Consider the following 22,769-nt stretch of genomic DNA (forward strand, 5'->3'; position numbering starts at 1 on the left):
CGCCGGATGACATCACGCCATCCGGCGCCACTCATTTCATTACGGCTCGAACGGGCGTCTCTGGAACTGATCATGACCACATTTCGGGCATAGCGTCAGCACTTCCGGTGTATAGATCGGGAGATGGAAGTGACATTTCTCGCAGACCAGATTTCCCAGCCCTACCACTTCTCCGCTGTGATAAACCCCGTGATGATTGAGGTCCTGGAAAACTTCGCGCCATTCAAGCTGCGTTTTATCGGTGATGTCTGCCAGCTCCTGCCACAAGCTTTCTTTAATCACCCGCATAAAGACGCTGTCAGACTCTTCTTTCAGGCTCTCTTCATAGCTCATGGCGAACTCTTCCAGGTCACGTCTGACAGCTCGCGTCAGCTCATCGACCTCGGTTCGCGTTAACTCCCCTGTTTTTATTACGCGCTCGCGCGCCTGTTCCACCAGTGCGTCGATATCACGTTCGCCATTGCGCAGGCGTTCGCTCAATGACGCGACCAGTTCACGGTAATATTGAGCAACCTTGTTCATCGTTTCATCTCCCGGGTCGTTAACTGACTATAATAATAGACGTTCTTTGTTCCTTGCTTTGCTAATACGCCCACAAACTCTGTAAATTAATGTATGAATAATCCGGGCATCATTTCAACGTCGAGTGCGCGAAAGGCTGTTTTGACGCGGGCGTTTGGGCTATGCTATGCGGATCTGAAAAACCACATCAACGCTACATTTGTAGCCGTATTGAAAACAGGACCACTGGCTGCCATGCAAGAGCAATACCGCCCGGAAGAGATAGAATCCAAAGTACAGCTTCACTGGGATGAGAAGCGCACATTTGAAGTAACCGAAGACGAGAGCAAAGAGAAGTATTACTGCCTGTCTATGCTTCCCTATCCTTCTGGTCGACTACACATGGGCCACGTTCGCAACTACACCATCGGTGACGTGATCGCCCGCTACCAGCGTATGCTGGGCAAAAACGTCCTGCAGCCAATCGGCTGGGACGCATTTGGTCTGCCTGCGGAAGGCGCGGCGGTGAAAAACAACACCGCGCCAGCACCGTGGACGTACGACAACATCGCGTATATGAAAAACCAGCTCAAAATGCTGGGCTTTGGTTATGACTGGAGCCGCGAGCTGGCGACCTGTACGCCGGAATACTACCGTTGGGAACAGAAATTCTTCACCGAACTGTATAAAAAAGGCCTGGTATATAAGAAGACTTCTGCGGTCAACTGGTGCCCGAACGACCAGACCGTACTGGCGAACGAACAAGTTATCGACGGCTGCTGCTGGCGCTGCGATACCAAAGTTGAGCGTAAAGAGATCCCGCAGTGGTTTATCAAAATCACTGCTTACGCTGACGAGCTGCTCAACGATCTGGATAAACTGGATCACTGGCCAGACACCGTTAAAACAATGCAGCGTAACTGGATCGGTCGTTCCGAAGGCGTGGAAATCACCTTCAACGTTAAGGACTATGACAACACGCTGACCGTTTACACTACCCGCCCGGACACCTTTATGGGTTGTACCTACCTGGCGGTGGCTGCGGGTCATCCGCTGGCACAGAAAGCGGCGGAAAATAATCCTGAACTGGCCGCCTTTATTGACGAATGCCGTAACACCAAAGTTGCCGAAGCTGAAATGGCGACGATGGAGAAAAAAGGCGTCGATACTGGCTTTAAAGCGGTTCACCCATTAACGGGCGAAGAAATTCCCGTTTGGGCAGCAAACTTCGTATTGATGGAATACGGCACGGGCGCAGTTATGGCGGTTCCGGGTCACGACCAGCGCGACTACGAGTTTGCCTCTAAATACGGCCTGAACATCAAACCGGTTATCCTGGCAGCTGACGGCTCTGAGCCAGATCTTTCTCAGCAAGCCCTGACTGAAAAAGGCGTGCTGTTCAACTCTGGCGAGTTTAATGGTCTTGACCATGAAGCGGCCTTCAACGCCATTGCCGACAAACTGACTGAAATGGGCGTTGGCGAGCGTAAAGTGAACTACCGCCTGCGCGACTGGGGTGTTTCTCGTCAGCGTTACTGGGGCGCGCCGATTCCGATGGTGACGCTGGAAGACGGTACCGTAATGCCGACCCCGGACGACCAGCTGCCGGTGATCCTGCCGGAAGATGTGGTGATGGACGGCATTACCAGCCCGATTAAAGCAGATCCGGAATGGGCAAAAACTACCGTTAACGGTATGCCAGCACTGCGTGAAACCGACACTTTCGACACCTTTATGGAGTCCTCCTGGTACTATGCGCGCTACACTTGCCCGGAGTACAAAGAAGGTATGCTGGATTCCAAAGCGGCTAACTACTGGCTGCCGGTGGATATTTACATTGGTGGTATCGAACACGCCATTATGCACCTGCTCTACTTCCGCTTCTTCCACAAACTGATGCGTGATGCAGGCATGGTGAACTCTGACGAACCAGCGAAACAGTTGCTGTGTCAGGGTATGGTGCTGGCAGATGCCTTCTACTATGTTGGTGAAAACGGCGAACGTAACTGGGTTTCCCCGGTTGATGCTATCGTTGAACGTGACGAGAAAGGCCGTATCGTGAAAGCGAAAGATGCGGCAGGCCATGAACTGGTTTATACCGGCATGAGCAAAATGTCCAAGTCGAAGAACAACGGTATCGACCCGCAGGTGATGGTTGAACGTTACGGCGCGGACACCGTTCGTCTGTTTATGATGTTTGCTTCTCCGGCTGATATGACTCTCGAATGGCAGGAGTCCGGCGTGGAAGGGGCTAACCGCTTCCTGAAACGTGTCTGGAAACTGGTGTACGAGCATACAGCAAAAGGTGATGTTGCGGCACTGAACGTCGATGCGCTGACTGAAGATCAGAAAGCGCTGCGTCGCGATGTGCATAAAACTATCGCTAAAGTAACCGATGATATCGGCCGTCGTCAGACCTTCAACACCGCAATTGCGGCGATTATGGAGCTGATGAACAAACTGGCGAAAGCACCGACCGATGGCGAGCAGGATCGCGCCCTGATGCAGGAAGCGCTGCTGGCGGTAGTCCGTATGCTTAACCCGTTCACCCCGCACATCTGCTTCACGCTGTGGCAGGAACTGAAAGGCGAAGGCGATATCGACAACGCGCCGTGGCCGGTTGCTGACGAAAAAGCGATGGTGGAAGACTCCACGCTGGTCGTGGTGCAGGTTAACGGTAAAGTCCGTGCAAAAATCACCGTTCCGGTGGACGCAACGGAAGAACAGGTTCGCGAACGTGCTGGCCAGGAACATCTGGTAGCAAAATATCTTGATGGCGTTACTGTACGTAAAGTGATTTACGTACCAGGTAAACTCCTCAATCTGGTCGTTGGCTAAGCGCGGGAGGAAGCGTGCGATATCTGGCAACATTGTTGTTATCTCTGGCGGTGTTAATCACCGCCGGGTGTGGCTGGCATCTGCGTGACACCACGCAGGTTCCTTCCACTATGAAAGTCATGATCCTGGACTCAGGCGATCCGAACGGGCCATTAAGCCGTGCGGTGCGTAATCAGTTACGTCTGAATGGTGTCGAGTTGCTTGATAAAGAAACCACGCGTAAGGACGTTCCATCCCTGCGTTTGGGTAAAGTGAGCATCGCGAAAGATACCGCATCGGTATTCCGTAACGGTCAAACAGCAGAGTATCAGATGATCATGACGGTGAATGCGACCGTGTTGATCCCCGGCCGTGATATCTACCCGATTAGCGCCAAAGTCTTCCGTTCGTTCTTCGATAACCCGCAAATGGCGTTAGCGAAAGATAACGAACAAGACATGATCGTAAAAGAGATGTACGACCGTGCTGCCGAACAGCTGATTCGTAAGCTGCCAAGCATCCGTGCTGCGGATATTCGTTCCGACGAAGAACAGACGTCGACCACAACGGATACTCCGGCAACGCCTGCACGCGTCTCCACCACGCTGGGTAACTGATGATTCGGTTGTACCCGGAACAACTCCGCGCGCAGCTCAATGAAGGGCTGCGCGCGGCGTATCTTTTACTTGGTAACGATCCTCTGTTATTGCAGGAAAGCCAGGACGCTGTTCGTCAGGTCGCTGCGGCGCAAGGGTTCGAAGAACACCACACTTTTTCCATTGATCCCAACACCGACTGGAATGCGATTTTTTCGTTATGCCAGGCCATGAGCCTGTTTGCCAGTCGACAAACGCTATTGCTGTTGTTACCCGAAAACGGACCGAATGCGGCGATCAATGAACAACTTCTCACACTCACCGGACTTCTGCATGACGACCTGCTGTTGATCGTCCGCGGTAATAAATTAAGCAAAGCGCAAGAAAATGCCGCCTGGTTTACTGCTCTTGCGAATCGCAGCGTGCAGGTGACCTGTCAGACACCGGAGCAGGCTCAGCTGCCCCGCTGGGTTGCTGCGCGCGCAAAACAGCTCAACTTAGAACTGGATGACGCTGCAAATCAGGTGCTCTGCTACTGTTATGAAGGTAACCTGCTGGCGCTGGCCCAGGCACTGGAGCGTTTATCGCTACTCTGGCCGGACGGCAAACTGACATTACCGCGCGTTGAACAGGCGGTGAATGATGCCGCGCATTTCACCCCTTTTCATTGGGTTGATGCTTTGTTGATGGGAAAAAGTAAGCGCGCGTTGCATATTCTTCAGCAACTGCGTCTGGAAGGCAGCGAACCGGTTATTTTGTTGCGCACATTACAACGTGAACTGTTGTTACTGGTTAACCTGAAACGCCAGTCTGCCCATACGCCACTGCGTGCGTTGTTTGATAAGCATCGGGTATGGCAGAACCGCAGGGGCATGATGAGCGAGGCGTTAAATCGCTTAAGCCAGTCGCAGTTACGTCAGGCCGTGCAACTCCTGACACGAACGGAACTCACCCTCAAACAAGATTACGGTCAGTCAGTGTGGGCAGAGCTTGAAGGGTTATCTCTTCTGTTGTGCCATAAACCCCTGGCGGACGTATTTATCGACGGTTGATATGAAATCTTTACAGGCTCTGTTTGGCGGCACCTTTGATCCGGTGCACTATGGTCATCTTAAACCCGTGGAAACGCTGGCGAATTTGATTGGTCTGACGCGGGTCACAATCATCCCTAATAATGTTCCTCCGCATCGTCCCCAGCCGGAAGCAAACAGCATGCAGCGTAAACACATGCTTGAACTGGCGATTGCCGACAAGCCATTATTTACTCTTGATGAACGCGAGCTAAAGCGCAATGCCCCCTCTTACACTGCGCAAACACTGAAAGAGTGGCGGCAGGAGCAAGGACCGGACGTGCCGCTGGCGTTTATTATTGGTCAGGATTCATTGCTGACCTTTCCGACCTGGTACGAATACGAAACGATACTCGACAATGCACATTTGATCGTCTGTCGGCGTCCTGGTTACCCACTTGAAATGGCACAACCACAATATCAGCAATGGCTGGAGGATCATTTGACACATAACCCGGAAGATCTTCACCTTCAGCCTGCCGGTAAAATTTATCTGGCTGAAACGCCGTGGTTTAACATCTCGGCGACCATCATCCGCGAACGTTTGCAAAATGGTGAATCGTGTGAGGATTTATTACCGGAACCGGTACTGACTTACATTAACCAACAAGGCTTGTATCGCTGATACCTGTCGTTACGGAGGGCATGATGCGACTGTGGTTAATTCGTCATGGTGAAACGCAAGCGAATGTCGATGGTCTGTACAGCGGTCATGCGCCCACACCCCTGACCGCGCGCGGTATTGAGCAAGCGCAAAATCTGCATACGCTGCTACATGATGTTTCCTTTGACCTGGTTTTATGCAGTGAACTGGAACGGGCACAGCATACCGCGCGACTGGTTCTTAGTGACCGCCAGCACCCCGTTCATATCATCCCTGAACTCAATGAAATGTTTTTTGGCGACTGGGAGATGCGACATCATCGTGACCTCATGCAAGAAGATGCCGAAAACTATAGCGCGTGGTGCAATGACTGGCAGCATGCTATCCCCACGAACGGTGAAGGATTTCAGGCATTTTCGCAACGTGTGGAACGATTTATCGCAAGGCTTAGTGAATATCAGCACTATCAGAATATTTTAGTCGTCAGCCATCAGGGCGTACTGAGTCTGTTAATTGCTCGTTTAATTGGCATGCCTGCCGAGTCTATGTGGCATTTCCGCGTTGACCAGGGGTGTTGGAGCGCCATTGATATCAACCAAAAATTCGCGACGCTACGCGTCCTCAATAGCCGTGCCATCGGGGTCGAGAATGCATGACTTTTCTGTTTTTTTACGGGTAAGCCGCAACGACCATTGACAGCCCCGGGCAGGCTGATATTCTCCGCAGCCAGACTTTTTCCGCCAGACACGACTTTGTAGAAATTGTTTTACAAAAATGGCGATGCAATCTGCGGCGCGGGGTGGGATGATAGCCCACTTTCGAAAGCCGATTCGGCGACAATTGTCCCGAAATCGCCTCTGGTTCAGGTATACTGACAGACCATTTTTATCTATTTGATTCACCCAGGGGGAAAACTTGCAGGGTAAAGCACTCCAGGATTTTGTTATCGACAAAATTGATGACCTCAAAGGTCAGGACATCATCGCCTTAGACGTTCAGGGCAAATCCAGCATCACCGACTGCATGATCATCTGTACGGGTACGTCCAGCCGCCATGTTATGTCCATTGCTGATCACGTTGTGCAGGAGTCTCGCGCAGCGGGCCTGTTACCGCTCGGCGTAGAAGGTGAAAACAGCGCCGACTGGATTGTCGTGGATTTGGGCGATGTGATTGTCCATGTCATGCAGGAAGAGAGCCGTCGCCTGTATGAACTGGAAAAACTCTGGAGTTAATGCGTGAAGCTGCAACTTGTCGCCGTGGGAACGAAAATGCCGGACTGGGTACAAACCGGTTTTACCGAGTACCTGCGTCGTTTTCCGAAAGATATGCCCTTCGAGCTGATTGAAATTCCGGCCGGAAAACGCGGCAAGAATGCGGACATCAAGCGCATACTCGACAAAGAGGGTGAGCAGATGTTGGCGGCCGCAGGCAAAAACCGCATTGTCACCCTCGATATTCCAGGCAAGCCCTGGGATACGCCGCAGTTAGCCGCTGAGCTGGAACGCTGGAAGCTGGATGGTCGCGACGTCAGTCTACTGATTGGCGGGCCTGAAGGGTTGTCGCCTGCCTGTAAAGCGGCGGCGGAGCAGAGCTGGTCGCTGTCGGCACTTACCCTTCCCCATCCGCTGGTTCGCGTGCTGGTCGCAGAGAGTCTGTACCGGGCGTGGAGCATCACCACCAACCATCCTTATCACCGTGAGTGATAAGTGAGCTTTGAGTAGAAAACGCAGCGGATGAAACTACAGAACTCTTTTCGCGACTATACGGCAGAGTCCGCGCTGTTTGTGCGCCGGGCGCTGGTCGCCTTTTTGGGGATTTTGCTGCTGACCGGCGTGCTTATCGCCAACCTGTATAATCTGCAAATTGTTCGCTTTACCGACTACCAGACCCGCTCTAATGAAAACCGCATTAAGCTGGTGCCTATCGCACCCAGCCGCGGCATTATCTACGACCGTAACGGTATCCCTCTGGCTCTCAACCGCACTATCTACCAGATAGAAATGATGCCGGAGAAAGTCGATAACGTGCAGCAAACGCTGGACGCTTTGCGCAGCGTGGTTGATCTGACCGATGATGATATTGCGGCATTCCGAAAAGAGCGCGCACGTTCACACCGTTTCACCTCTATTCCGGTGAAAACTAACCTGACCGAAGTACAAGTAGCTCGCTTTGCCGTCAACCAGTACCGTTTTCCGGGTGTTGAAGTTAAAGGCTATAAACGTCGTTACTATCCTTACGGTTCGGCGTTGACCCACGTCATCGGCTATGTGTCGAAAATCAACGATAAAGACGTCGAACGCCTGAATAATGACGGCAAACTGGCCAACTATGCGGCAACGCATGATATCGGTAAGCTGGGCATTGAACGTTACTATGAAGACGTGCTGCACGGTCAGACCGGTTATGAAGAGGTTGAAGTTAACAACCGTGGGCGTGTTATCCGCCAGTTAAAAGAAGTACCACCGCAAGCCGGACACGATATTTACCTGACGCTGGATCTCAAACTCCAGCAATATATTGAAACGCTGCTGGCGGGTAGCCGCGCAGCTGTGGTAGTCACCGATCCGCGTACAGGTGGGGTGTTGGCGCTGGTTTCCACGCCTAGTTATGACCCAAACCTGTTTGTTGACGGTATCTCCAGCAAAGATTATTCCGCCTTGCTGAACGACCCGAATACACCGCTGGTGAACCGCGCCACACAGGGGGTTTATCCTCCCGCGTCTACAGTTAAACCCTATGTTGCGGTTTCGGCATTGAGTGCCGGGGTGATCACGCGCAATACGACGCTGTTTGACCCCGGCTGGTGGCAACTGCCAGGGTCGGAAAAACGTTATCGTGACTGGAAAAAATGGGGCCACGGGCGTCTGAATGTCACAAGATCGCTGGAAGAATCTGCGGATACCTTCTTCTATCAGGTGGCCTACGATATGGGGATCGATCGCCTCTCCGAATGGATGGGGAAATTCGGTTATGGTCATTACACCGGTATCGACCTGGCGGAAGAACGTTCCGGCAACATGCCTACCCGCGAATGGAAACAGAAACGCTTTAAAAAACCGTGGTATCAGGGTGACACCATTCCGGTTGGTATCGGTCAGGGTTACTGGACAGCGACCCCAATCCAGATGAGTAAGGCACTGATGATCCTGATTAATGACGGTATCGTGAAGGTTCCGCATTTACTGATGAGCACCGCCGAAGACGGCAAACAGGTGCCATGGGTACAACCGCATGAACCGCCCGTCGGCGATATTCATTCCGGTTACTGGGAGCTGGCGAAAGACGGTATGTACGGTGTTGCTAACCGCCCTAACGGTACGGCGCATAAATATTTTGCCAGCGCACCGTACAAAATTGCGGCGAAATCCGGTACCGCTCAGGTCTTCGGTCTGAAAGCGAACGAAACCTATAATGCGCACAAAATTGCCGAGCGTTTACGTGACCACAAACTGATGACCGCCTTTGCGCCATACAACAATCCGCAAGTGGCTGTCGCCATGATTCTGGAGAACGGTGGCGCGGGTCCGGCGGTTGGTACGCTGATGCGCCAGATCCTCGACCACATTATGCTGGGTGATAACAACACCGATCTGCCTGCGGAAAATCCAGCGGTTGCCGCAGCGGAGGACCATTAATCATGACGGATAATCCGAATAAAAAAACATTCTGGGATAAAGTCCATCTCGATCCCACAATGCTGCTGATCTTACTGGCATTGCTGGTTTACAGCGCCCTGGTTATCTGGAGCGCCAGCGGTCAGGATATTGGCATGATGGAGCGTAAAATCGGCCAGATTGCGATGGGTCTGGTCATCATGGTGGTGATGGCGCAAATTCCTCCACGCGTTTATGAAGGCTGGGCCCCCTATCTCTATATCATCTGTATTATTTTGCTGGTGGCGGTAGATGCTTTCGGTGCCATCTCTAAAGGCGCTCAACGCTGGCTGGACCTCGGTATTGTTCGTTTTCAACCGTCGGAAATTGCCAAGATAGCCGTACCGTTGATGGTTGCACGCTTTATCAACCGCGACGTTTGCCCACCTTCATTGAAGAATACAGCTATCGCGCTGGTACTGATATTTATGCCCACGCTGCTGGTGGCTGCACAGCCTGACCTGGGAACATCAATCCTCGTTGCGCTTTCCGGCCTGTTTGTACTGTTCCTCTCTGGCCTTAGCTGGCGTCTGATTGGCGTCGCAGTAGTGCTGGTAGCGGCGTTCATTCCGATTCTGTGGTTCTTCCTGATGCATGATTACCAGCGCCAGCGCGTAATGATGCTCCTGGACCCGGAATCAGACCCACTCGGCGCAGGCTATCACATTATTCAGTCTAAAATTGCTATTGGCTCCGGCGGATTACGCGGCAAAGGCTGGCTGCACGGCACTCAGTCACAGCTTGAATTTCTCCCCGAACGCCATACCGACTTTATCTTCGCGGTACTGGCGGAAGAGCTGGGATTAGTGGGCATTTTGATTCTGCTCGCTCTTTACATTCTGCTGATCATGCGCGGGCTGTGGATAGCCGCCAGAGCGCAAACCACCTTTGGTCGCGTCATGGCTGGCGGCTTAATGCTGATATTATTCGTTTATGTCTTCGTAAATATTGGTATGGTAAGCGGTATTCTGCCGGTTGTAGGGGTTCCGCTCCCACTGGTCAGTTATGGAGGATCGGCGCTAATTGTGCTGATGGCTGGGTTCGGGATTGTAATGTCAATCCACACCCACAGGAAAATGTTGTCGAAAAGCGTGTAAGAGGTGCGCAATGCGTAAGCAGTGGCTCGGGATCTGCATCGCGGCAGGAATGCTCGCGGCATGTACAAGCGATGATAGTCAGCAACAGACGGTAAGTGTACCGCAGCCTGCGGTATGTAACGGCCCCATAGTTGAAATTAGCGGGGCAGACCCGCGTTTCGAACCACTGAACGCGACGGCAAATCAGGATTACCAGCGCGACGGTAAAAGCTACAAAATCGTGCAGGATCCGTCTCGATTTAGCCAGGCGGGACTGGCGGCAATCTATGATGCCGAACCCGGCAGTAACCTGACGGCCTCTGGCGAAGCTTTCGATCCGACACAGTTGACGGCGGCCCATCCAACGCTTCCAATCCCCAGCTACGCCAGAATCACTAATCTGGCTAACGGGCGAATGATCGTGGTGCGCATTAATGATCGCGGCCCTTATGGCAACGACCGCGTGATTTCGCTTTCTCGCGCGGCAGCTGACCGTCTTAACACGTCAAACAACACCAAAGTTCGTATCGATCCGATTATTGTCGCCCAGGATGGTTCGCTTTCTGGTCCTGGTATGGCTTGTACCACAGTCGCCAAACAGACTTACGCCCTGCCAGCACCTCCCGATTTAAGCGGTGGCGCGGGAACAAGTTCAGTGCCTGTCCCGCAGGGTGACATTCTTCCGGTCAGTAATTCGACGCTAAAAAGCGAAGATCCGACCGGCGCGCCGGTAACCAGCAGCGGTTTCCTCGGCGCACCAACGACCTTAGCGCCTGGTGTACTGGAAGGCAGCGAACCGACGCCTGCGCCACAGCCCGTTGTTACAGCTCCGTCGACAACGCCTGCAACCTCACCTGCAATGGTGACACCGCAAGCCGCCTCGCAAAGCGCCAGCGGCAACTTTATGGTGCAAGTCGGGGCCGTTAGCGATCAGGCTCGTGCGCAACAGTACCAACAGCAACTGGGACAGAAGTTCGGCGTCCCCGGTCGCGTAACTCAAAATGGCGCGGTCTGGCGGATCCAGCTTGGCCCATTCGCCAGCAAAGCCGAAGCCAGTACCTTGCAGCAACGTTTGCAAACCGAAGCCCAATTACAGTCATTTATTACCACCGCGCAGTAGCGTAAAGCAGGCATCTGATGTGTCAATTTCTGTAAATGACGTTAACAAAGTCACGCGGAAAGTCAGATGCCTGCCGGTAGTGCATTTGCTATAGTAGGGCACTTTTTTTAATTCCATCACGGATGTCGTAGTTCAGACCATGAATACCATTTTTTCCGCTCGTATCATGAAGCGCCTGGCGCTCACCACGGCTCTTTGCACAGCCTTTATCTCTGCTGCACATGCCGATGACCTGAATATCAAAACCATGATCCCGGGTGTACCGCAGATCGACGCGGAGTCCTACATCCTGATTGACTATAACTCCGGCAAAGTACTCGCCGAACAGAACGCTGATGTCCGCCGCGATCCTGCCAGCCTGACCAAAATGATGACCAGTTACGTTATCGGCCAGGCAATGAAAGCCGGTAAATTTAAAGAAACTGATTTAGTCACTATCGGCAACGACGCATGGGCCACCGGTAACCCGGTGTTTAAAGGTTCTTCGCTGATGTTCCTCAAACCGGGCATGCAGGTTCCGGTTTCTCAGCTGATCCGCGGTATTAACCTGCAATCGGGTAACGATGCTTGTGTCGCCATGGCCGATTTTGCCGCTGGTAGCCAGGACGCTTTTGTTGGCTTGATGAACAGCTACGTTAACGCCCTGGGCCTGAAAAATACCCACTTCCAGACGGTACACGGTCTGGATGCTGATGGTCAGTACAGCTCCGCGCGAGATATGGCGCTGATCGGCCAGGCGTTGATCCGTGACGTACCGAATGAATACTCGATCTATAAAGAAAAAGAATTTACGTTTAACGGTATTCGCCAGCTGAACCGTAACGGCCTGTTATGGGATAACAGCCTGAATGTCGACGGCATCAAAACCGGACACACTGACAAAGCAGGTTACAACCTTGTTGCTTCTGCGACTGAAGGCCAGATGCGCTTGATCTCTGCGGTGATGGGCGGACGTACTTTTAAAGGCCGTGAAGCCGAAAGTAAAAAATTGCTAACCTGGGGCTTCCGTTTCTTCGAAACCGTTAACCCACTGAAAGTAGGTAAAGAGTTCGCCTCTGAACCGGTTTGGTTTGGTGATTCTGATCGCGCTTCGTTAGGGGTTGATAAAGACGTGTACCTGACCATTCCGCGTGGTCGCATGAAAGATCTGAAAGCCAGCTATGTGCTGAACAGCAGTGAATTGCATGCGCCGCTGCAAAAGAATCAGGTCGTCGGTACTATCAACTTCCAGCTTGATGGCAAAACGATCGAACAACGCCCGCTGGTTGTGCTGCAAGAAATCCCGGAAGGTAACTTCTTCGGCAAAATCATTGATTACATTAAATTAATGTTCCATCACTGGTTTGGTTAAAAATTGAACACTTGAAAGTGTAATTTCCGTCCCCATATACTAAGCATCAGTAAAAAACTCCCGCCTTCTGGCGGGAGTTGCTATTTAATTACGTTACGCCGGAGCTGACATGAAAACCAAACTTAACGAACTGCTTGAATTCCCTACTCCTTTTACTTACAAAGTTATGGGGCAGGCGTTACCTGAGCTGGTTGATCAGGTGGTTGAAGTGGTACAGCGCCATGCGCCAGGTGACTACACCCCAACGGTAAAACCAAGCAGCAAAGGCAACTACCACTCGGTATCTATCACTATCAACGCCACTCATATCGAGCAGGTTGAAACACTGTATGAAGAACTGGGCAAAATCGATATTGTCCGCATGGTTCTGTAACTCGCTTCTCCGTTACCCGGCTCCTGGTCGGGTAACTCCCCTCTCCTCGCTGTGATATACTTTTCCCCCACTTTTACTCATTCTCCACGGAGACGCCGTTTTGTATCAGGATAAAATTCTTGTCCGCCAGCTCGGTCTTCAGCCTTACGAGCCAATCTCCCAGGCTATGCATGAATTCACCGATACCCGCGATGATAGTACCCTTGATGAAATCTGGCTGGTCGAGCACTATCCGGTATTCACCCAAGGGCAGGCAGGAAAGGCGGAGCACATTTTAATGCCGGGTGATATTCCGGTGATCCAGAGCGATCGCGGTGGGCAGGTGACTTATCACGGGCCGGGGCAACAGGTGATGTATGTGTTGCTTAACCTGAAACGCCGTAAACTCGGTGTGCGTGAACTGGTGACCTTGCTTGAGCAAACAGTGGTGAATACCCTGGCTGAACTGGGTATAGAAGCGCATCCTCGGGCTGACGCGCCTGGTGTCTATGTCGGGGAAAAGAAAATTTGCTCACTGGGTTTACGTATTCGACGCGGTTGTTCATTCCACGGTCTGGCATTAAACGTCAATATGGATCTTTCACCATTTTTACGTATTAATCCTTGTGGGTATGCAGGAATGGAAATGGCTAAAATATCACAATGGAAACCCGAAGCGACAACTAATAATATTGCACCACGTTTACTGGAAAATATTTTAGCGCTACTAAACAATCCTGACTTCGAATATATTACCGCTTAATTCCATACATCAATGGCCCAATTTACACTGGGTCATTACTCATAATACCTGCTAATGCTTTACATCTCCTTCGCGTTTGTATATTTTCTTTATCACTTGCAGAAATGCGATGCTACGCCTTGCTCCGTAGCCCACCTAATTGATTAACTCATTGAAATAATTGACCATGGTGAGCAAAAGCGTTCCGTCCCAATTAGACATAAGATTATTGTAATTTTTATAAATATTATTTTTCCATGAATAAAATTTGAGTAAGTGCGTGGATAGTAATAATCAAATTGAACCCTGTTTAAGTAGAAAATCGTCAGAAGGTAAACCACAAATATTTACAACCTTACGAAATATTGATCTTACTCTTCTGACTATTTTGAAGTTGCATATGTCCATAAAGGAATCGTTAATGCAGCGAAAGTGCTTAATCTGCCCCCCTCGGTCGGAGCCCTGGTCCTTCCTGTCATCTATCGGGCGATTAAAACTCACTATCCACAGCTTTTACTGCGCAACCCGCCCATCGGCGGCGCGGAAAACCAACTCAGTCAGTTTCAAACCGATCTCATCACCGATAACATGTTTTGCACAGGACCATAGATGTTATCCGTAATGCATTTTGAAAAAGTATTGTTACAGCCAGATCACAGCGCAGAACGATAAAATGGCACAATCCAACAACAATTTTACATTTTCGCGACCGCTTTGGCTGCTTTCAGGTCCGTTTCAATGATATACTGCCAGTCGTTAATTCAAAAATAGTTGATAATTACAACAATCTATTGAATTGAAACGCTTTCCTTCGTAATTCGCAACTGGAACACGCACGCTATGAGTAAACCCATTGTGATGGAACGCGGTGTTAAATACCGCGATGCCGATAAGATGGCCCTTATCCCGGTTAAAAACGTGGCAACAGAGCGCGAAGCCCTGCTGCGCAAGCCGGAATGGATGAAAATCAAGCTTCCAGCGGACTCTACACGTATCCAGGGCATCAAAGCCGCAATGCGCAAAAATGGCCTGCATTCTGTCTGTGAGGAAGCCTCCTGCCCTAACCTGGCGGAATGCTTTAACCACGGCACAGCAACGTTTATGATCCTCGGCGCTATTTGTACCCGCCGTTGCCCGTTCTGTGACGTTGCCCACGGTCGCCCGGTAGCTCCTGATGCCAATGAACCAGTGAAACTGGCGCAGACCATTGCCGATATGGCGCTGCGTTATGTGGTTATCACCTCCGTTGACCGTGATGACCTGCGCGATGGCGGTGCCCAGCACTTTGCGGATTGCATTACTGCCATTCGGGAAAAAAGCCCGCAAATCAAAATTGAAACTCTGGTGCCGGATTTCCGCGGTCGTATGGATCGTGCTCTGGATATTCTGACCGCCACACCACCAGATGTGTTCAACCATAACCTGGAAAACGTACCGCGTATTTACCGTCAGGTACGGCCTGGTGCAGATTACAACTGGTCGCTGAAGCTGCTGGAACGCTTTAAAGAAGCGCATCCGGAAATCCCGACCAAGTCTGGTCTGATGGTGGGACTGGGTGAAACCAATGAAGAAATTATTGAGGTAATGCGCGACCTGCGCCGTCATGGTGTGACGATGCTAACGCTGGGGCAATATTTGCAGCCAAGCCGCCATCACCTGCCGGTTCAACGTTACGTTAGCCCGGATGAGTTCGACGAAATGAAAGCCGAAGCGCTGGCGATGGGCTTTACCCATGCTGCATGCGGTCCGTTTGTCCGCTCTTCTTACCACGCCGATTTGCAGGCGAAAGGGATGGAAGTTAAGTAATCCTGTAATAATTACTTACATCTGTCTGATAAAAAACCCGCTTTTTGAAGCGGGTTTTTGTATCGAACAAGATATTGAGGGAGCGTCCTGCTCGCCACGTCACTCTTTATGAGAGAGCTTTTCAGCCTGAAGATCAACGTCTGCGCCTTTTTTCGCCGCAGCATCGTCATCATTCATCGCCTTCTTGAACCCTTTAATGGCCGCTCCAAGGTCTCCGCCCAGCGTACGTAACTTCTTAGTCCCAAACAGCAGAACGACCAGCGCCGCAACTACCAGCAGTTTGGTAATACTAATCTCACCCATAGATACCTTCTTGACATATAACCGGCAACAGAACGCGCCTTAAAAACCAGAGAATATTAACGGTCATTCGACGCGCGCACACAATAGCAATCTGTAACAAGGTGAATCAAGCGCCGAGTAAAAAAACATCATAATAATTGCGGCGGCGCAAAGCGACGGTTGTTTAAGACGGGCAGTTGCGCGCGTACCTGACGCACACGTTCGGGCGTCACTTCCGCCATAATGAGTGCTGGCATTTCTGACGCTGCCGCAATGGTGACGCCAAAGGGATCTATAATCCGGCTTTGCCCGATATTTTTGTTCCCGCACTCCCCCGCCGCCACCATATAACAGGTGGTATCCAGCGCACGAGCGGCAAGCAACGTTGACCAGTGATGCTCTTTGAGCGGCCCACGAACCCAGGCGGCAGGAAGTACCAGGATTTCAGCTCCCTGTAATGCCTGTGCCAGCGCCAGCTCTGGAAAGCGTAAGTCATAACAGGTCATCAGACCGACCTTCATCCCTTCCACCTCCAGTAACGGAGCTATTTCATTACCGGCATCAACATGGCGTGATTCCTGAATGGCAAATGCATCATAGAGATGCAGTTTGGCATAACGGGCGACGATGTTTCCTGCCTGTAGCGCCACCAGCATATTCCATGCGCGCCCCGGCGTTGAAGGAACATGAATCGTCAGAATTGTCGTCATCATGTTACGTTTACTTTCTCGCCGTAAACGTCCGAGGAATTCGCCTTCCAGCAGCTGTGCTGATTTAACCGATAGATCTGCATCATGATCATCACGCGCCAGTAATGCTTCCGGCAGGACAAACAGCGAAACGTCGTTTTCCGCCGCCTGCGCCATCAACGAGCCACAAATCTCAGCGTTCTTTTCCCACACAGATGTAACAGCAAACTGTCCTGCGGCAACCAGCATTGCCACCTCCTCCTGTCAGAGTCGTAAAATTCGCCAACGGCGATTATTCGGCGTTACACTTATCACTCATACAAATCAAATAGCAGGATTTTGCAGTGTTACAACTTCTTTTAGCAGTTTTTATAGGCGGTGGTACGGGAAGCGTGGCGAGATGGCTGTTAAGTATGCGATTTAACCCGCTGCATCAGGCGATTCCGTTGGGGACGCTGGCAGCAAACCTGATTGGGGCATTCATCATAGGAATGGGATTCGCCTGGTTCAGCAGGATGACGAACATTGATCCAGTGTGGAAAGTATTAATCACCACCGGATTTTGTGGCGGTCTAACAACCTTCTCAACATTTTCGGCAGAAGTGGTGTTTTTGTTACAAGAGGGCCGCTTTGGCTGGGCGTTACTGAACGTTTTCGTCAATCTTTTGGGGTCTTTTGCCATGACCGCACTGGCTTTCTGGCTGTTTTCGGCCTCAACCGCACACTAAAAACCAAAAAAAACCCGCTGATTAAGCGGGTTTTGAATTCTTGCTGACGTATCTTACAGAGCGATTACGTTTGCAGCAGAAGGGCCTTTGGCACCGTTAGTGATTTCGAACTCTACGCGCTGACCTTCAGCAAGAGTTTTAAAACCATTAGTCTGGATTGCAGAGAAGTGTACGAACACGTCTTTGCTGCCGTCTTCCGGAGTAATGAAACCGAATCCTTTGGACTCATTAAACCACTTAACGTTACCTTTAATCTTAGACATCAAAATTACCTTTACATGAAAAATAGACACAAATGCTGTGTCGGTTACCAGTACACCAATTGTGGTACGCTTTGTCCAGTGCAACTTTACTAAAAAGTGATAAAAGTCGCGTTATTTTTGATGTTAATTATTTTACTGGTTGATTTTAAAGGATTTACTAAAACTTCATTTGTCTCAAAACTGAAAGCGCATCCAGGCAAAGTACACATTGCCATTGTTGTAGGTACCCGGAATGTAGGTCATCTGAAACGTCGCGGGGCCATACCCCACAGAGGCCAATGGCAGTAGAACCGGAAGAGGGATGTAATTCCAGTTATCGCGCGCCGTTACGCCAGCGGTAAATCCCAGGCCTAAATGAAAATTTTCATCCGCCAGCGGTCGCCTGGTACTTTCCCATCCGTATCCGGCAATCGGTTCCCATTTGTTCCACGAGTCCTTAAATGCCATGGCATACAGGCCATGCCAGTTTCCTTTTTCATCCCAACGCGACTGACCAAAACCGCCGCCCCACGGTCGCTCGTTATAGCGATCGGTTTTTTCTTTGTCGTAAGCAAAACGTGCATGCCAGGTGATGGCAGGAATATATAAATCATAATGTTCTGGCTGTTGCCAGGTTTGTGCAATATTTTCTCTAAACGTTGTCATCCACTCATCAGCGTTAGCAAAAACTTTACCAACACTGATTAACTGAATAAAAACAAAGAAAAATATAGCGACATATTTACTCACGTTCATTTGTGACCATTAAACATTTATCAGAAATCTACTACTAACATAGCAAAGCTACAATTAACATAACCTCAATAGCCCCAACATGAAGAATAATATGAATAGCTGCCCTATTTATTTCCGCTAGTTCAAGATAAATATTTCCGCGCATCGATTAAAGACGACGCATCGTTTTCTGCGATGGGAATAGTCATAAAAGAAAAACCAAGTCGTTTCTGATAACAAAATACAACCGATAAAAATTACTTTATTTTTTAATAAGATATAAAAAATATCTTAACGAAAAATATATTATGTATCGTCAACTCATGCTCATGGAAGATTATTTTTTGAGCACACAACCGCAGCTAACACCTTACAATTAACAAATTTGCATCAATCCACCATCAATTTACACACATTATTATGTGATATTTGCCAACCGCTAAATATGCGTTTTGTTATCTACGCATAAAAACAGCAACTTCAATGTCTTAATGGCAGTTTTTCTTGATTTTAATCAGCATTCACCGCCAATTTATTGGGCATATTTTTTCCTTAACTTTTAGGAATTTTTTATTATTTACTTTGGGGCCTGGAGACAGGAAAAATTATGCTGACATTCATTGAACTCCTTATTGGGGTTGTGGTTATTGTGGGTGTAGCTCGCTACATCATTAAAGGGTATTCGGCCACTGGCGTGTTATTTGTCGGTGGCCTGTTATTGCTGATTATCAGTGCCATTATGGGGCACAAAGTGTTACCGTCCAGCCAGGCTTCAACAGGCTACAGCGCCACGGATATCGTTGAATACGTTAAAATATTGCTAATGAGCCGCGGTGGCGACCTCGGCATGATGATTATGATGCTGTGTGGCTTTGCCGCTTACATGACCCATATCGGCGCGAATGATATGGTGGTCAAGCTGGCGTCAAAACCATTGCAGTATATTAACTCCCCTTACCTTCTGATGATTGCCGCCTATTTTGTTGCCTGTCTGATGTCACTGGCCGTCTCTTCCGCAACCGGTCTGGGTGTTTTGCTGATGGCAACCCTGTTTCCGGTGATGGTAAACGTTGGTATCAGTCGTGGCGCAGCTGCTGCCATTTGTGCCTCCCCGGCGGCGATTATTCTCGCACCGACTTCAGGGGATGTGGTGCTGGCGGCGCAGGCTTCCGAAATGTCGCTGATTGACTTCGCCTTCAAAACAACGCTGCCTATCTCAATTGCTGCAATTATCGGCATGGCGATCGCCCACTTCTTCTGGCAACGTTATCTGGATAAAAAAGAGCACATCTCTCATGAAATGTTAGATGTCAGTGAAATCACCACCACTGCCCCTGCGTTTTATGCCATTTTGCCGTTCACGCCGATCATCGGAGTACTGATTTTTGACGGCAAATGGGGTCCGCAATTACACATCATCACTATTCTGGTGATTTGTATGCTAATTGCCTCCATTCTGGAGTTCATCCGCAGCTTTAATACCCAGAAAGTTTTCTCTGGTCTGGAAGTGGCTTATCGCGGGATGGCAGATGCATTTGCTAACGTGGTGATGCTGCTGGTTGCCGCTGGGGTATTCGCTCAGGGGCTTAGCACCATCGGCTTTATTCAAAGTCTGATTTCTATCGCTACCTCGTTTGGTTCGGCGAGTATCATCCTGATGCTGGTATTGGTGATCCTGACAATGCTGGCGGCAGTCACGACCGGTTCAGGCAATGCGCCGTTTTATGCGTTTGTTGAGATGATCCCGAAACTGGCGCACTCCTCCGGCATTAACCCGGCGTATTTGACTATCCCGATGCTGCAGGCGTCAAACCTGGGTCGTACCCTATCACCCGTTTCTGGCGTAGTCGTTGCGGTTGCCGGGATGGCGAAGATCTCGCCGTTTGAAGTCGTAAAACGCACCTCGGTGCCGGTGCTTGTTGGTTTGGTGATTGTTATCGTTGCTACAGAGCTGATGGTGCCAGGAACGGCAGCAGCGGTCACAGGCAAGTAAATAGTAATGCCGGAGGCAAGTTTCCTCCGGCTTTATCATGTCACCCACTGTGGTATATGCGTTGCGGTCTGCCAACTTTGCCGTGAACAATTTCAGCAATAATCAGATGGCGGCTGGCGCAATATTCAAGATAACGCCTGGCAGTGGTGCGGCTGATGGTCAGTGCCTGCGCCACCGTTTCTGCCGTATGTTGCACACCAGGCTCTTTGAACAGTTTTCGCACCGCGTTTAGCGTCAAGGGGTCAATGCCGGTCGGCAGTTCGTCTTTGGGTTCACCGCGAGCATAGGCATTAAACATCTCATCAATTTGCTTCTGGCTGGCGCTATCAATACTTTCCAGCATATGTTTACGCTGGCGGAAACGGGTTAGCGTTTGCCCCAACCGTTCATAGGCAATGGGCTTAATGAGATAATCAAATACACCACAACGTACGGCTTCAGACACCGTTTCCATATCGCTGGCTGCAGTGGTAAACACCACGTCGCCGGGATAATGCGCCTGCACCAGTTCATGCAGTAAATTAATCCCTCTACCGTCAGGAAGATAGTTATCGAGCAAGATTAGCCCCGGCTTAAAACGCTCGATCATCATTCGGGCCTGCGCCAGGTTTCCCGCCAGTAATATCTGACTGAATCCGGGAATGTGACGAATATATTCCGCATGCATCTCTGCCAGCGGCGTTTCGTCCTCAACGATCAATAGGGTTAATGGAGCTGTCATTAGGTTTCACTTTCGGAATATAGATTGAAAATAAGGTACCGCAGGGATCATTATCTTCGAGAGTGATAACACCACCGCAGCGCGTTACGTAGCTGGCAATCAAGTACAACCCAATGCCATGTTCACCGGGCTCGTCAGCACGCGTACTGACACCCTGCTCAAATATTTTGTCTCGTAGAGACTCTGGAACGCCGCAGCCCTGATCGGCGACTTCAATCACCACATCATCGCCTTCATCGCTGAGGAATAATTCAACGATCTTGTTTCCTTCATCGCTACGCAGGCTTGCTTCGAAGGCGTTATCAAGTAAATTGCCAACAATGGCTGCAAACTCGGTTCTGTCCAGTCCTGGCGGCAGTTGCGAAAGCTGGCTACCGGGGACGATGACCATTTTTAGCCCCAGTTCGCGGGCGCGCTGCACTTTACCAAAAAGCAGCCCCGCCACCTGGCGATCGGCAAACGCCTCACGCAGGCTGTCAATAAGCTGTTGCTGGGCCTGAGACTCCCCCTGCACCATCGCCAGCACGCGATCATACTCTTTCATCTGCAACAGACCATTGAGCGTCGACATCCAATTGAGATGCTCGTGTCGCAATGTACGAAGGCTCTCGACGTATTGTTTAATTTGCGTCAGTTGCGCATTGAGGGTGGAAATTTCGTCTTTACTACGAAAGCTAATAATGGCCCCCAGTAAATCATCGCCAGAACGAATAGCTTCCCGGTTGGCAATAACGCTCAGACCGTTAAAGTTCGCCACCACATCCTGACGTTTTTCATCAATCTGTTCGGTAAAGAAATCGGCGGGCCTGACCACTTCAGCAATGGGTTTACCCAACCATTGCCGTCCGGGGGAACTCAGCCCCAGCATCTTTCTTGCGTTACGATTGATGGCGGTAATGTACCCGTGCGGATCCACCGCAATCAGCCCTTCATAAACCGAACTAAACAGCGCCTCTTGCTGACGGACCACGCGAGCGATTTGCTTTGGCTCCATGCCCATCATCTGCCGACGGATATGCGCGGCCAGGAACCACGACAGCAACATCAAAATCCCTAACAGCACGACAAACACGCCTGCCATCGGTAATAAAAACTCAGCCCGCCAGCTATCGATTTTACTCACCAGATAGCCAATCGACACCACGCCGATGACTTTTCCATCGTCATCAAAGATTGGCGTTTTGGCACGCATCGCCATGCCAATTGACCCTTTCCCGGTGATGAAGTAGCTCTCCCCTTTCTCCAGCGCGCCCGGTTTGGTGAACTGCATAGGATAACCAATTTTCTCCGGATTAGGATGGTAAAGACGAATCGAGTGCCGATCGCCAATCACCACATAATCGAAATCAGTATCTCTTTGTAATTTGTCAGCGATGGTCGCCAGCCTCTTGTAGTCACGCGTTTTCACTGCACTGATGATACTGTCATTAGAAGCAATAATTTTTGCCTGATTCATTGCCATGTCGCGCACATGAAGCGTTAAATAGTCCTCAAAACTGGCTGTAAAATATTGCGCCAGGGCTGCAATGACAAATATTGAGAACACCAGAATCAGCAAAAAGATACGCAGCGGAAATGCCAGTCTTTGGAAAAATGCAAACTGTTTATTCTCTTTAAGCTGCAACATTGTTTTCCTTGCGGGTTGTCCCGAGCCTCTTTGACGGATGTAATTAAAATGTTGAATCAAAAT

At 50.3% G+C, this 22,769-nt stretch carries 23 protein-coding genes and 1 pseudogene; 17 read left to right on the plus strand and 7 right to left on the minus strand.

What is annotated here, in order from left to right; all coding sequences use genetic code 11:
* Nucleotides 1–39: 39 nt before the first annotated feature.
* Nucleotides 40–522: a zinc ribbon-containing protein gene (gene ybeL / locus EAS44_RS17615; RefSeq protein ID WP_001044880.1), complete on the minus strand. Its 483-nt coding sequence runs from the start codon at nucleotides 520–522 to the stop codon at nucleotides 40–42.
* 234 nt (nucleotides 523–756) lie between these two features.
* On the opposite strand from ybeL, the gene leuS reads away from it, so the two are divergent.
* The 15 genes and pseudogenes from leuS to lipA all read left to right on the plus strand — a co-directional run bounded on the left by leuS (nucleotide 757) and on the right by lipA (nucleotide 15,689).
* Nucleotides 757–3,339 (plus strand): leucine--tRNA ligase, encoded by a 2,583-nt coding sequence (gene leuS / locus EAS44_RS17620; protein WP_001362899.1) that lies wholly within the window; start codon nucleotides 757–759, stop codon nucleotides 3,337–3,339.
* Nucleotides 3,340–3,353: 14 nt separating this feature from the next.
* Nucleotides 3,354–3,935, plus strand: a complete 582-nt coding sequence (gene lptE, locus EAS44_RS17625; protein WP_001269673.1) for an LPS assembly lipoprotein LptE — start codon at nucleotides 3,354–3,356, stop codon at nucleotides 3,933–3,935.
* Nucleotides 3,935–4,966 carry a DNA polymerase III subunit delta gene (gene holA / locus EAS44_RS17630; protein WP_000620540.1) on the plus strand — a complete coding sequence of 344 codons (1,032 nt, stop codon included), beginning with the start codon at nucleotides 3,935–3,937 and terminating at the stop codon, nucleotides 4,964–4,966. The genes lptE and holA overlap by 1 nt, the downstream gene beginning before the upstream one ends.
* Nucleotide 4,967: 1 nt before the next feature.
* Nucleotides 4,968–5,609, plus strand: coding sequence for a nicotinate-nucleotide adenylyltransferase (gene nadD, locus EAS44_RS17635; protein WP_000838881.1), 642 nt, complete (start codon nucleotides 4,968–4,970; stop codon nucleotides 5,607–5,609).
* 23 nt (nucleotides 5,610–5,632) lie between these two features.
* Entirely contained in the window at nucleotides 5,633–6,244 is a 612-nt protein-coding gene (gene cobC, locus EAS44_RS17640; protein ID WP_001351014.1) for an adenosylcobalamin/alpha-ribazole phosphatase, read from the plus strand.
* 259 nt (nucleotides 6,245–6,503) lie between these two features.
* Nucleotides 6,504–6,821 (plus strand): ribosome silencing factor, encoded by a 318-nt coding sequence (rsfS, locus tag EAS44_RS17645; protein WP_001161664.1) that lies wholly within the window; start codon nucleotides 6,504–6,506, stop codon nucleotides 6,819–6,821.
* A 3-nt stretch (nucleotides 6,822–6,824) separates the two neighbouring features.
* On the plus strand, nucleotides 6,825–7,292 hold the full coding sequence (gene rlmH, locus EAS44_RS17650; protein WP_000776104.1) for a 23S rRNA (pseudouridine(1915)-N(3))-methyltransferase RlmH: 468 nt from the start codon (nucleotides 6,825–6,827) through the stop codon (nucleotides 7,290–7,292).
* A gap of 30 nt (nucleotides 7,293–7,322) precedes the next feature.
* Nucleotides 7,323–9,224: a peptidoglycan DD-transpeptidase MrdA gene (gene mrdA, locus EAS44_RS17655; RefSeq protein WP_000776191.1), complete on the plus strand. Its 1,902-nt coding sequence runs from the start codon at nucleotides 7,323–7,325 to the stop codon at nucleotides 9,222–9,224.
* Between the two features lie 2 nt (nucleotides 9,225–9,226).
* Entirely contained in the window at nucleotides 9,227–10,339 is a 1,113-nt protein-coding gene (mrdB, locus tag EAS44_RS17660) for a peptidoglycan glycosyltransferase MrdB (protein ID WP_000131717.1), read from the plus strand.
* 10 nt (nucleotides 10,340–10,349) lie between these two features.
* Nucleotides 10,350–11,438 carry an endolytic peptidoglycan transglycosylase RlpA gene (rlpA, locus tag EAS44_RS17665; RefSeq protein WP_001231442.1) on the plus strand — a complete coding sequence of 363 codons (1,089 nt, stop codon included), beginning with the start codon at nucleotides 10,350–10,352 and terminating at the stop codon, nucleotides 11,436–11,438.
* 139 nt (nucleotides 11,439–11,577) lie between these two features.
* On the plus strand, nucleotides 11,578–12,789 hold the full coding sequence (gene dacA / locus EAS44_RS17670) for a D-alanyl-D-alanine carboxypeptidase DacA (RefSeq protein ID WP_001092082.1): 1,212 nt from the start codon (nucleotides 11,578–11,580) through the stop codon (nucleotides 12,787–12,789).
* 109 nt (nucleotides 12,790–12,898) lie between these two features.
* On the plus strand, nucleotides 12,899–13,162 hold the full coding sequence (gene ybeD / locus EAS44_RS17675; RefSeq protein WP_000850550.1) for a DUF493 family protein YbeD: 264 nt from the start codon (nucleotides 12,899–12,901) through the stop codon (nucleotides 13,160–13,162).
* A 100-nt stretch (nucleotides 13,163–13,262) separates the two neighbouring features.
* Complete coding sequence (gene lipB, locus EAS44_RS17680) at nucleotides 13,263–13,904, plus strand: lipoyl(octanoyl) transferase LipB (RefSeq protein ID WP_000284027.1); 642 nt, start codon at nucleotides 13,263–13,265, stop codon at nucleotides 13,902–13,904.
* A 259-nt stretch (nucleotides 13,905–14,163) separates the two neighbouring features.
* Nucleotides 14,164–14,483, plus strand: a pseudogene (locus tag EAS44_RS25615) (LysR family transcriptional regulator); the annotation flags it as partial.
* Between the two features lie 240 nt (nucleotides 14,484–14,723).
* Nucleotides 14,724–15,689 carry a lipoyl synthase gene (lipA, locus tag EAS44_RS17685; RefSeq protein WP_000042632.1) on the plus strand — a complete coding sequence of 322 codons (966 nt, stop codon included), beginning with the start codon at nucleotides 14,724–14,726 and terminating at the stop codon, nucleotides 15,687–15,689.
* A 99-nt stretch (nucleotides 15,690–15,788) separates the two neighbouring features.
* Here the strand turns inward: lipA and tatE are convergent, their stop codons facing one another.
* Both tatE and EAS44_RS17695 read right to left on the minus strand, forming a co-directional pair.
* Nucleotides 15,789–15,992, minus strand: coding sequence for a twin-arginine translocase subunit TatE (gene tatE, locus EAS44_RS17690; RefSeq protein WP_000503931.1), 204 nt, complete (start codon nucleotides 15,990–15,992; stop codon nucleotides 15,789–15,791).
* A 128-nt stretch (nucleotides 15,993–16,120) separates the two neighbouring features.
* A complete protein-coding gene (locus EAS44_RS17695; protein ID WP_001298343.1) occupies nucleotides 16,121–16,909 on the minus strand; it encodes a deaminated glutathione amidase in 789 nt (262 codons plus the stop codon).
* Nucleotides 16,910–17,004: 95 nt separating this feature from the next.
* On the opposite strand from EAS44_RS17695, the gene crcB reads away from it, so the two are divergent.
* Complete coding sequence (gene crcB, locus EAS44_RS17700) at nucleotides 17,005–17,388, plus strand: fluoride efflux transporter CrcB (RefSeq protein ID WP_000939738.1); 384 nt, start codon at nucleotides 17,005–17,007, stop codon at nucleotides 17,386–17,388.
* 53 nt (nucleotides 17,389–17,441) lie between these two features.
* On the opposite strand, the gene cspE is transcribed toward crcB, so the two are convergent.
* Both cspE and pagP read right to left on the minus strand, forming a co-directional pair.
* Nucleotides 17,442–17,651 (minus strand): transcription antiterminator/RNA stability regulator CspE, encoded by a 210-nt coding sequence (gene cspE, locus EAS44_RS17705; RefSeq protein WP_000034825.1) that lies wholly within the window; start codon nucleotides 17,649–17,651, stop codon nucleotides 17,442–17,444.
* A gap of 174 nt (nucleotides 17,652–17,825) precedes the next feature.
* On the minus strand, nucleotides 17,826–18,386 hold the full coding sequence (pagP, locus tag EAS44_RS17710) for a lipid IV(A) palmitoyltransferase PagP (RefSeq protein WP_001103087.1): 561 nt from the start codon (nucleotides 18,384–18,386) through the stop codon (nucleotides 17,826–17,828).
* A gap of 586 nt (nucleotides 18,387–18,972) precedes the next feature.
* On the opposite strand from pagP, the gene dcuC reads away from it, so the two are divergent.
* Nucleotides 18,973–20,358 carry an anaerobic C4-dicarboxylate transporter DcuC gene (gene dcuC / locus EAS44_RS17715; protein ID WP_000955057.1) on the plus strand — a complete coding sequence of 462 codons (1,386 nt, stop codon included), beginning with the start codon at nucleotides 18,973–18,975 and terminating at the stop codon, nucleotides 20,356–20,358.
* A gap of 40 nt (nucleotides 20,359–20,398) precedes the next feature.
* Here dcuC and dpiA read toward each other — a convergent pair whose 3' ends face one another.
* Entirely contained in the window at nucleotides 20,399–21,079 is a 681-nt protein-coding gene (dpiA, locus tag EAS44_RS17720) for a two-component response regulator DpiA (RefSeq protein ID WP_000126500.1), read from the minus strand.
* Nucleotides 21,048–22,706 carry a sensor histidine kinase DpiB gene (gene dpiB, locus EAS44_RS17725; protein WP_001331990.1) on the minus strand — a complete coding sequence of 553 codons (1,659 nt, stop codon included), beginning with the start codon at nucleotides 22,704–22,706 and terminating at the stop codon, nucleotides 21,048–21,050. Before dpiB ends, dpiA begins: the two co-directional genes overlap by 32 nt.
* Between the last annotated feature and the right edge of the window lie 63 nt (nucleotides 22,707–22,769).

Origin of the sequence: Escherichia coli DSM 30083 = JCM 1649 = ATCC 11775, assembly GCF_003697165.2 — a bacterium.
Classification (GTDB): Bacteria; Pseudomonadota; Gammaproteobacteria; order Enterobacterales; family Enterobacteriaceae; genus Escherichia; species Escherichia coli.

Excerpts from the sequence above, each read along its gene's own strand:
- dcuC (WP_000955057.1), top strand. The coding sequence starts at position 18,973 with ATGCTGACATTCATTGAACTCCTTATTGGGGTTGTGGTTATTGTGGGT.
- mrdB (WP_000131717.1), top strand. The coding sequence starts at position 9,227 with ATGACGGATAATCCGAATAAAAAAACATTCTGGGATAAAGTCCATCTC.
- leuS (WP_001362899.1), top strand. The coding sequence starts at position 757 with ATGCAAGAGCAATACCGCCCGGAAGAGATAGAATCCAAAGTACAGCTT.
- cspE (WP_000034825.1), bottom strand. The coding sequence starts at position 17,651 with ATGTCTAAGATTAAAGGTAACGTTAAGTGGTTTAATGAGTCCAAAGGA.
- dacA (WP_001092082.1), top strand. The coding sequence starts at position 11,578 with ATGAATACCATTTTTTCCGCTCGTATCATGAAGCGCCTGGCGCTCACC.
- ybeL (WP_001044880.1), bottom strand. The coding sequence starts at position 522 with ATGAACAAGGTTGCTCAATATTACCGTGAACTGGTCGCGTCATTGAGC.
- ybeD (WP_000850550.1), top strand. The coding sequence starts at position 12,899 with ATGAAAACCAAACTTAACGAACTGCTTGAATTCCCTACTCCTTTTACT.
- dpiB (WP_001331990.1), bottom strand. The coding sequence starts at position 22,706 with ATGTTGCAGCTTAAAGAGAATAAACAGTTTGCATTTTTCCAAAGACTG.
- mrdA (WP_000776191.1), top strand. The coding sequence starts at position 7,323 with ATGAAACTACAGAACTCTTTTCGCGACTATACGGCAGAGTCCGCGCTG.
- holA (WP_000620540.1), top strand. The coding sequence starts at position 3,935 with ATGATTCGGTTGTACCCGGAACAACTCCGCGCGCAGCTCAATGAAGGG.
- nadD (WP_000838881.1), top strand. The coding sequence starts at position 4,968 with ATGAAATCTTTACAGGCTCTGTTTGGCGGCACCTTTGATCCGGTGCAC.
- cobC (WP_001351014.1), top strand. The coding sequence starts at position 5,633 with ATGCGACTGTGGTTAATTCGTCATGGTGAAACGCAAGCGAATGTCGAT.
- pagP (WP_001103087.1), bottom strand. The coding sequence starts at position 18,386 with ATGAACGTGAGTAAATATGTCGCTATATTTTTCTTTGTTTTTATTCAG.
- dpiA (WP_000126500.1), bottom strand. The coding sequence starts at position 21,079 with ATGACAGCTCCATTAACCCTATTGATCGTTGAGGACGAAACGCCGCTG.
- tatE (WP_000503931.1), bottom strand. The coding sequence starts at position 15,992 with ATGGGTGAGATTAGTATTACCAAACTGCTGGTAGTTGCGGCGCTGGTC.
- lipA (WP_000042632.1), top strand. The coding sequence starts at position 14,724 with ATGAGTAAACCCATTGTGATGGAACGCGGTGTTAAATACCGCGATGCC.
- EAS44_RS17695 (WP_001298343.1), bottom strand. The coding sequence starts at position 16,909 with ATGCTGGTTGCCGCAGGACAGTTTGCTGTTACATCTGTGTGGGAAAAG.
- rlpA (WP_001231442.1), top strand. The coding sequence starts at position 10,350 with ATGCGTAAGCAGTGGCTCGGGATCTGCATCGCGGCAGGAATGCTCGCG.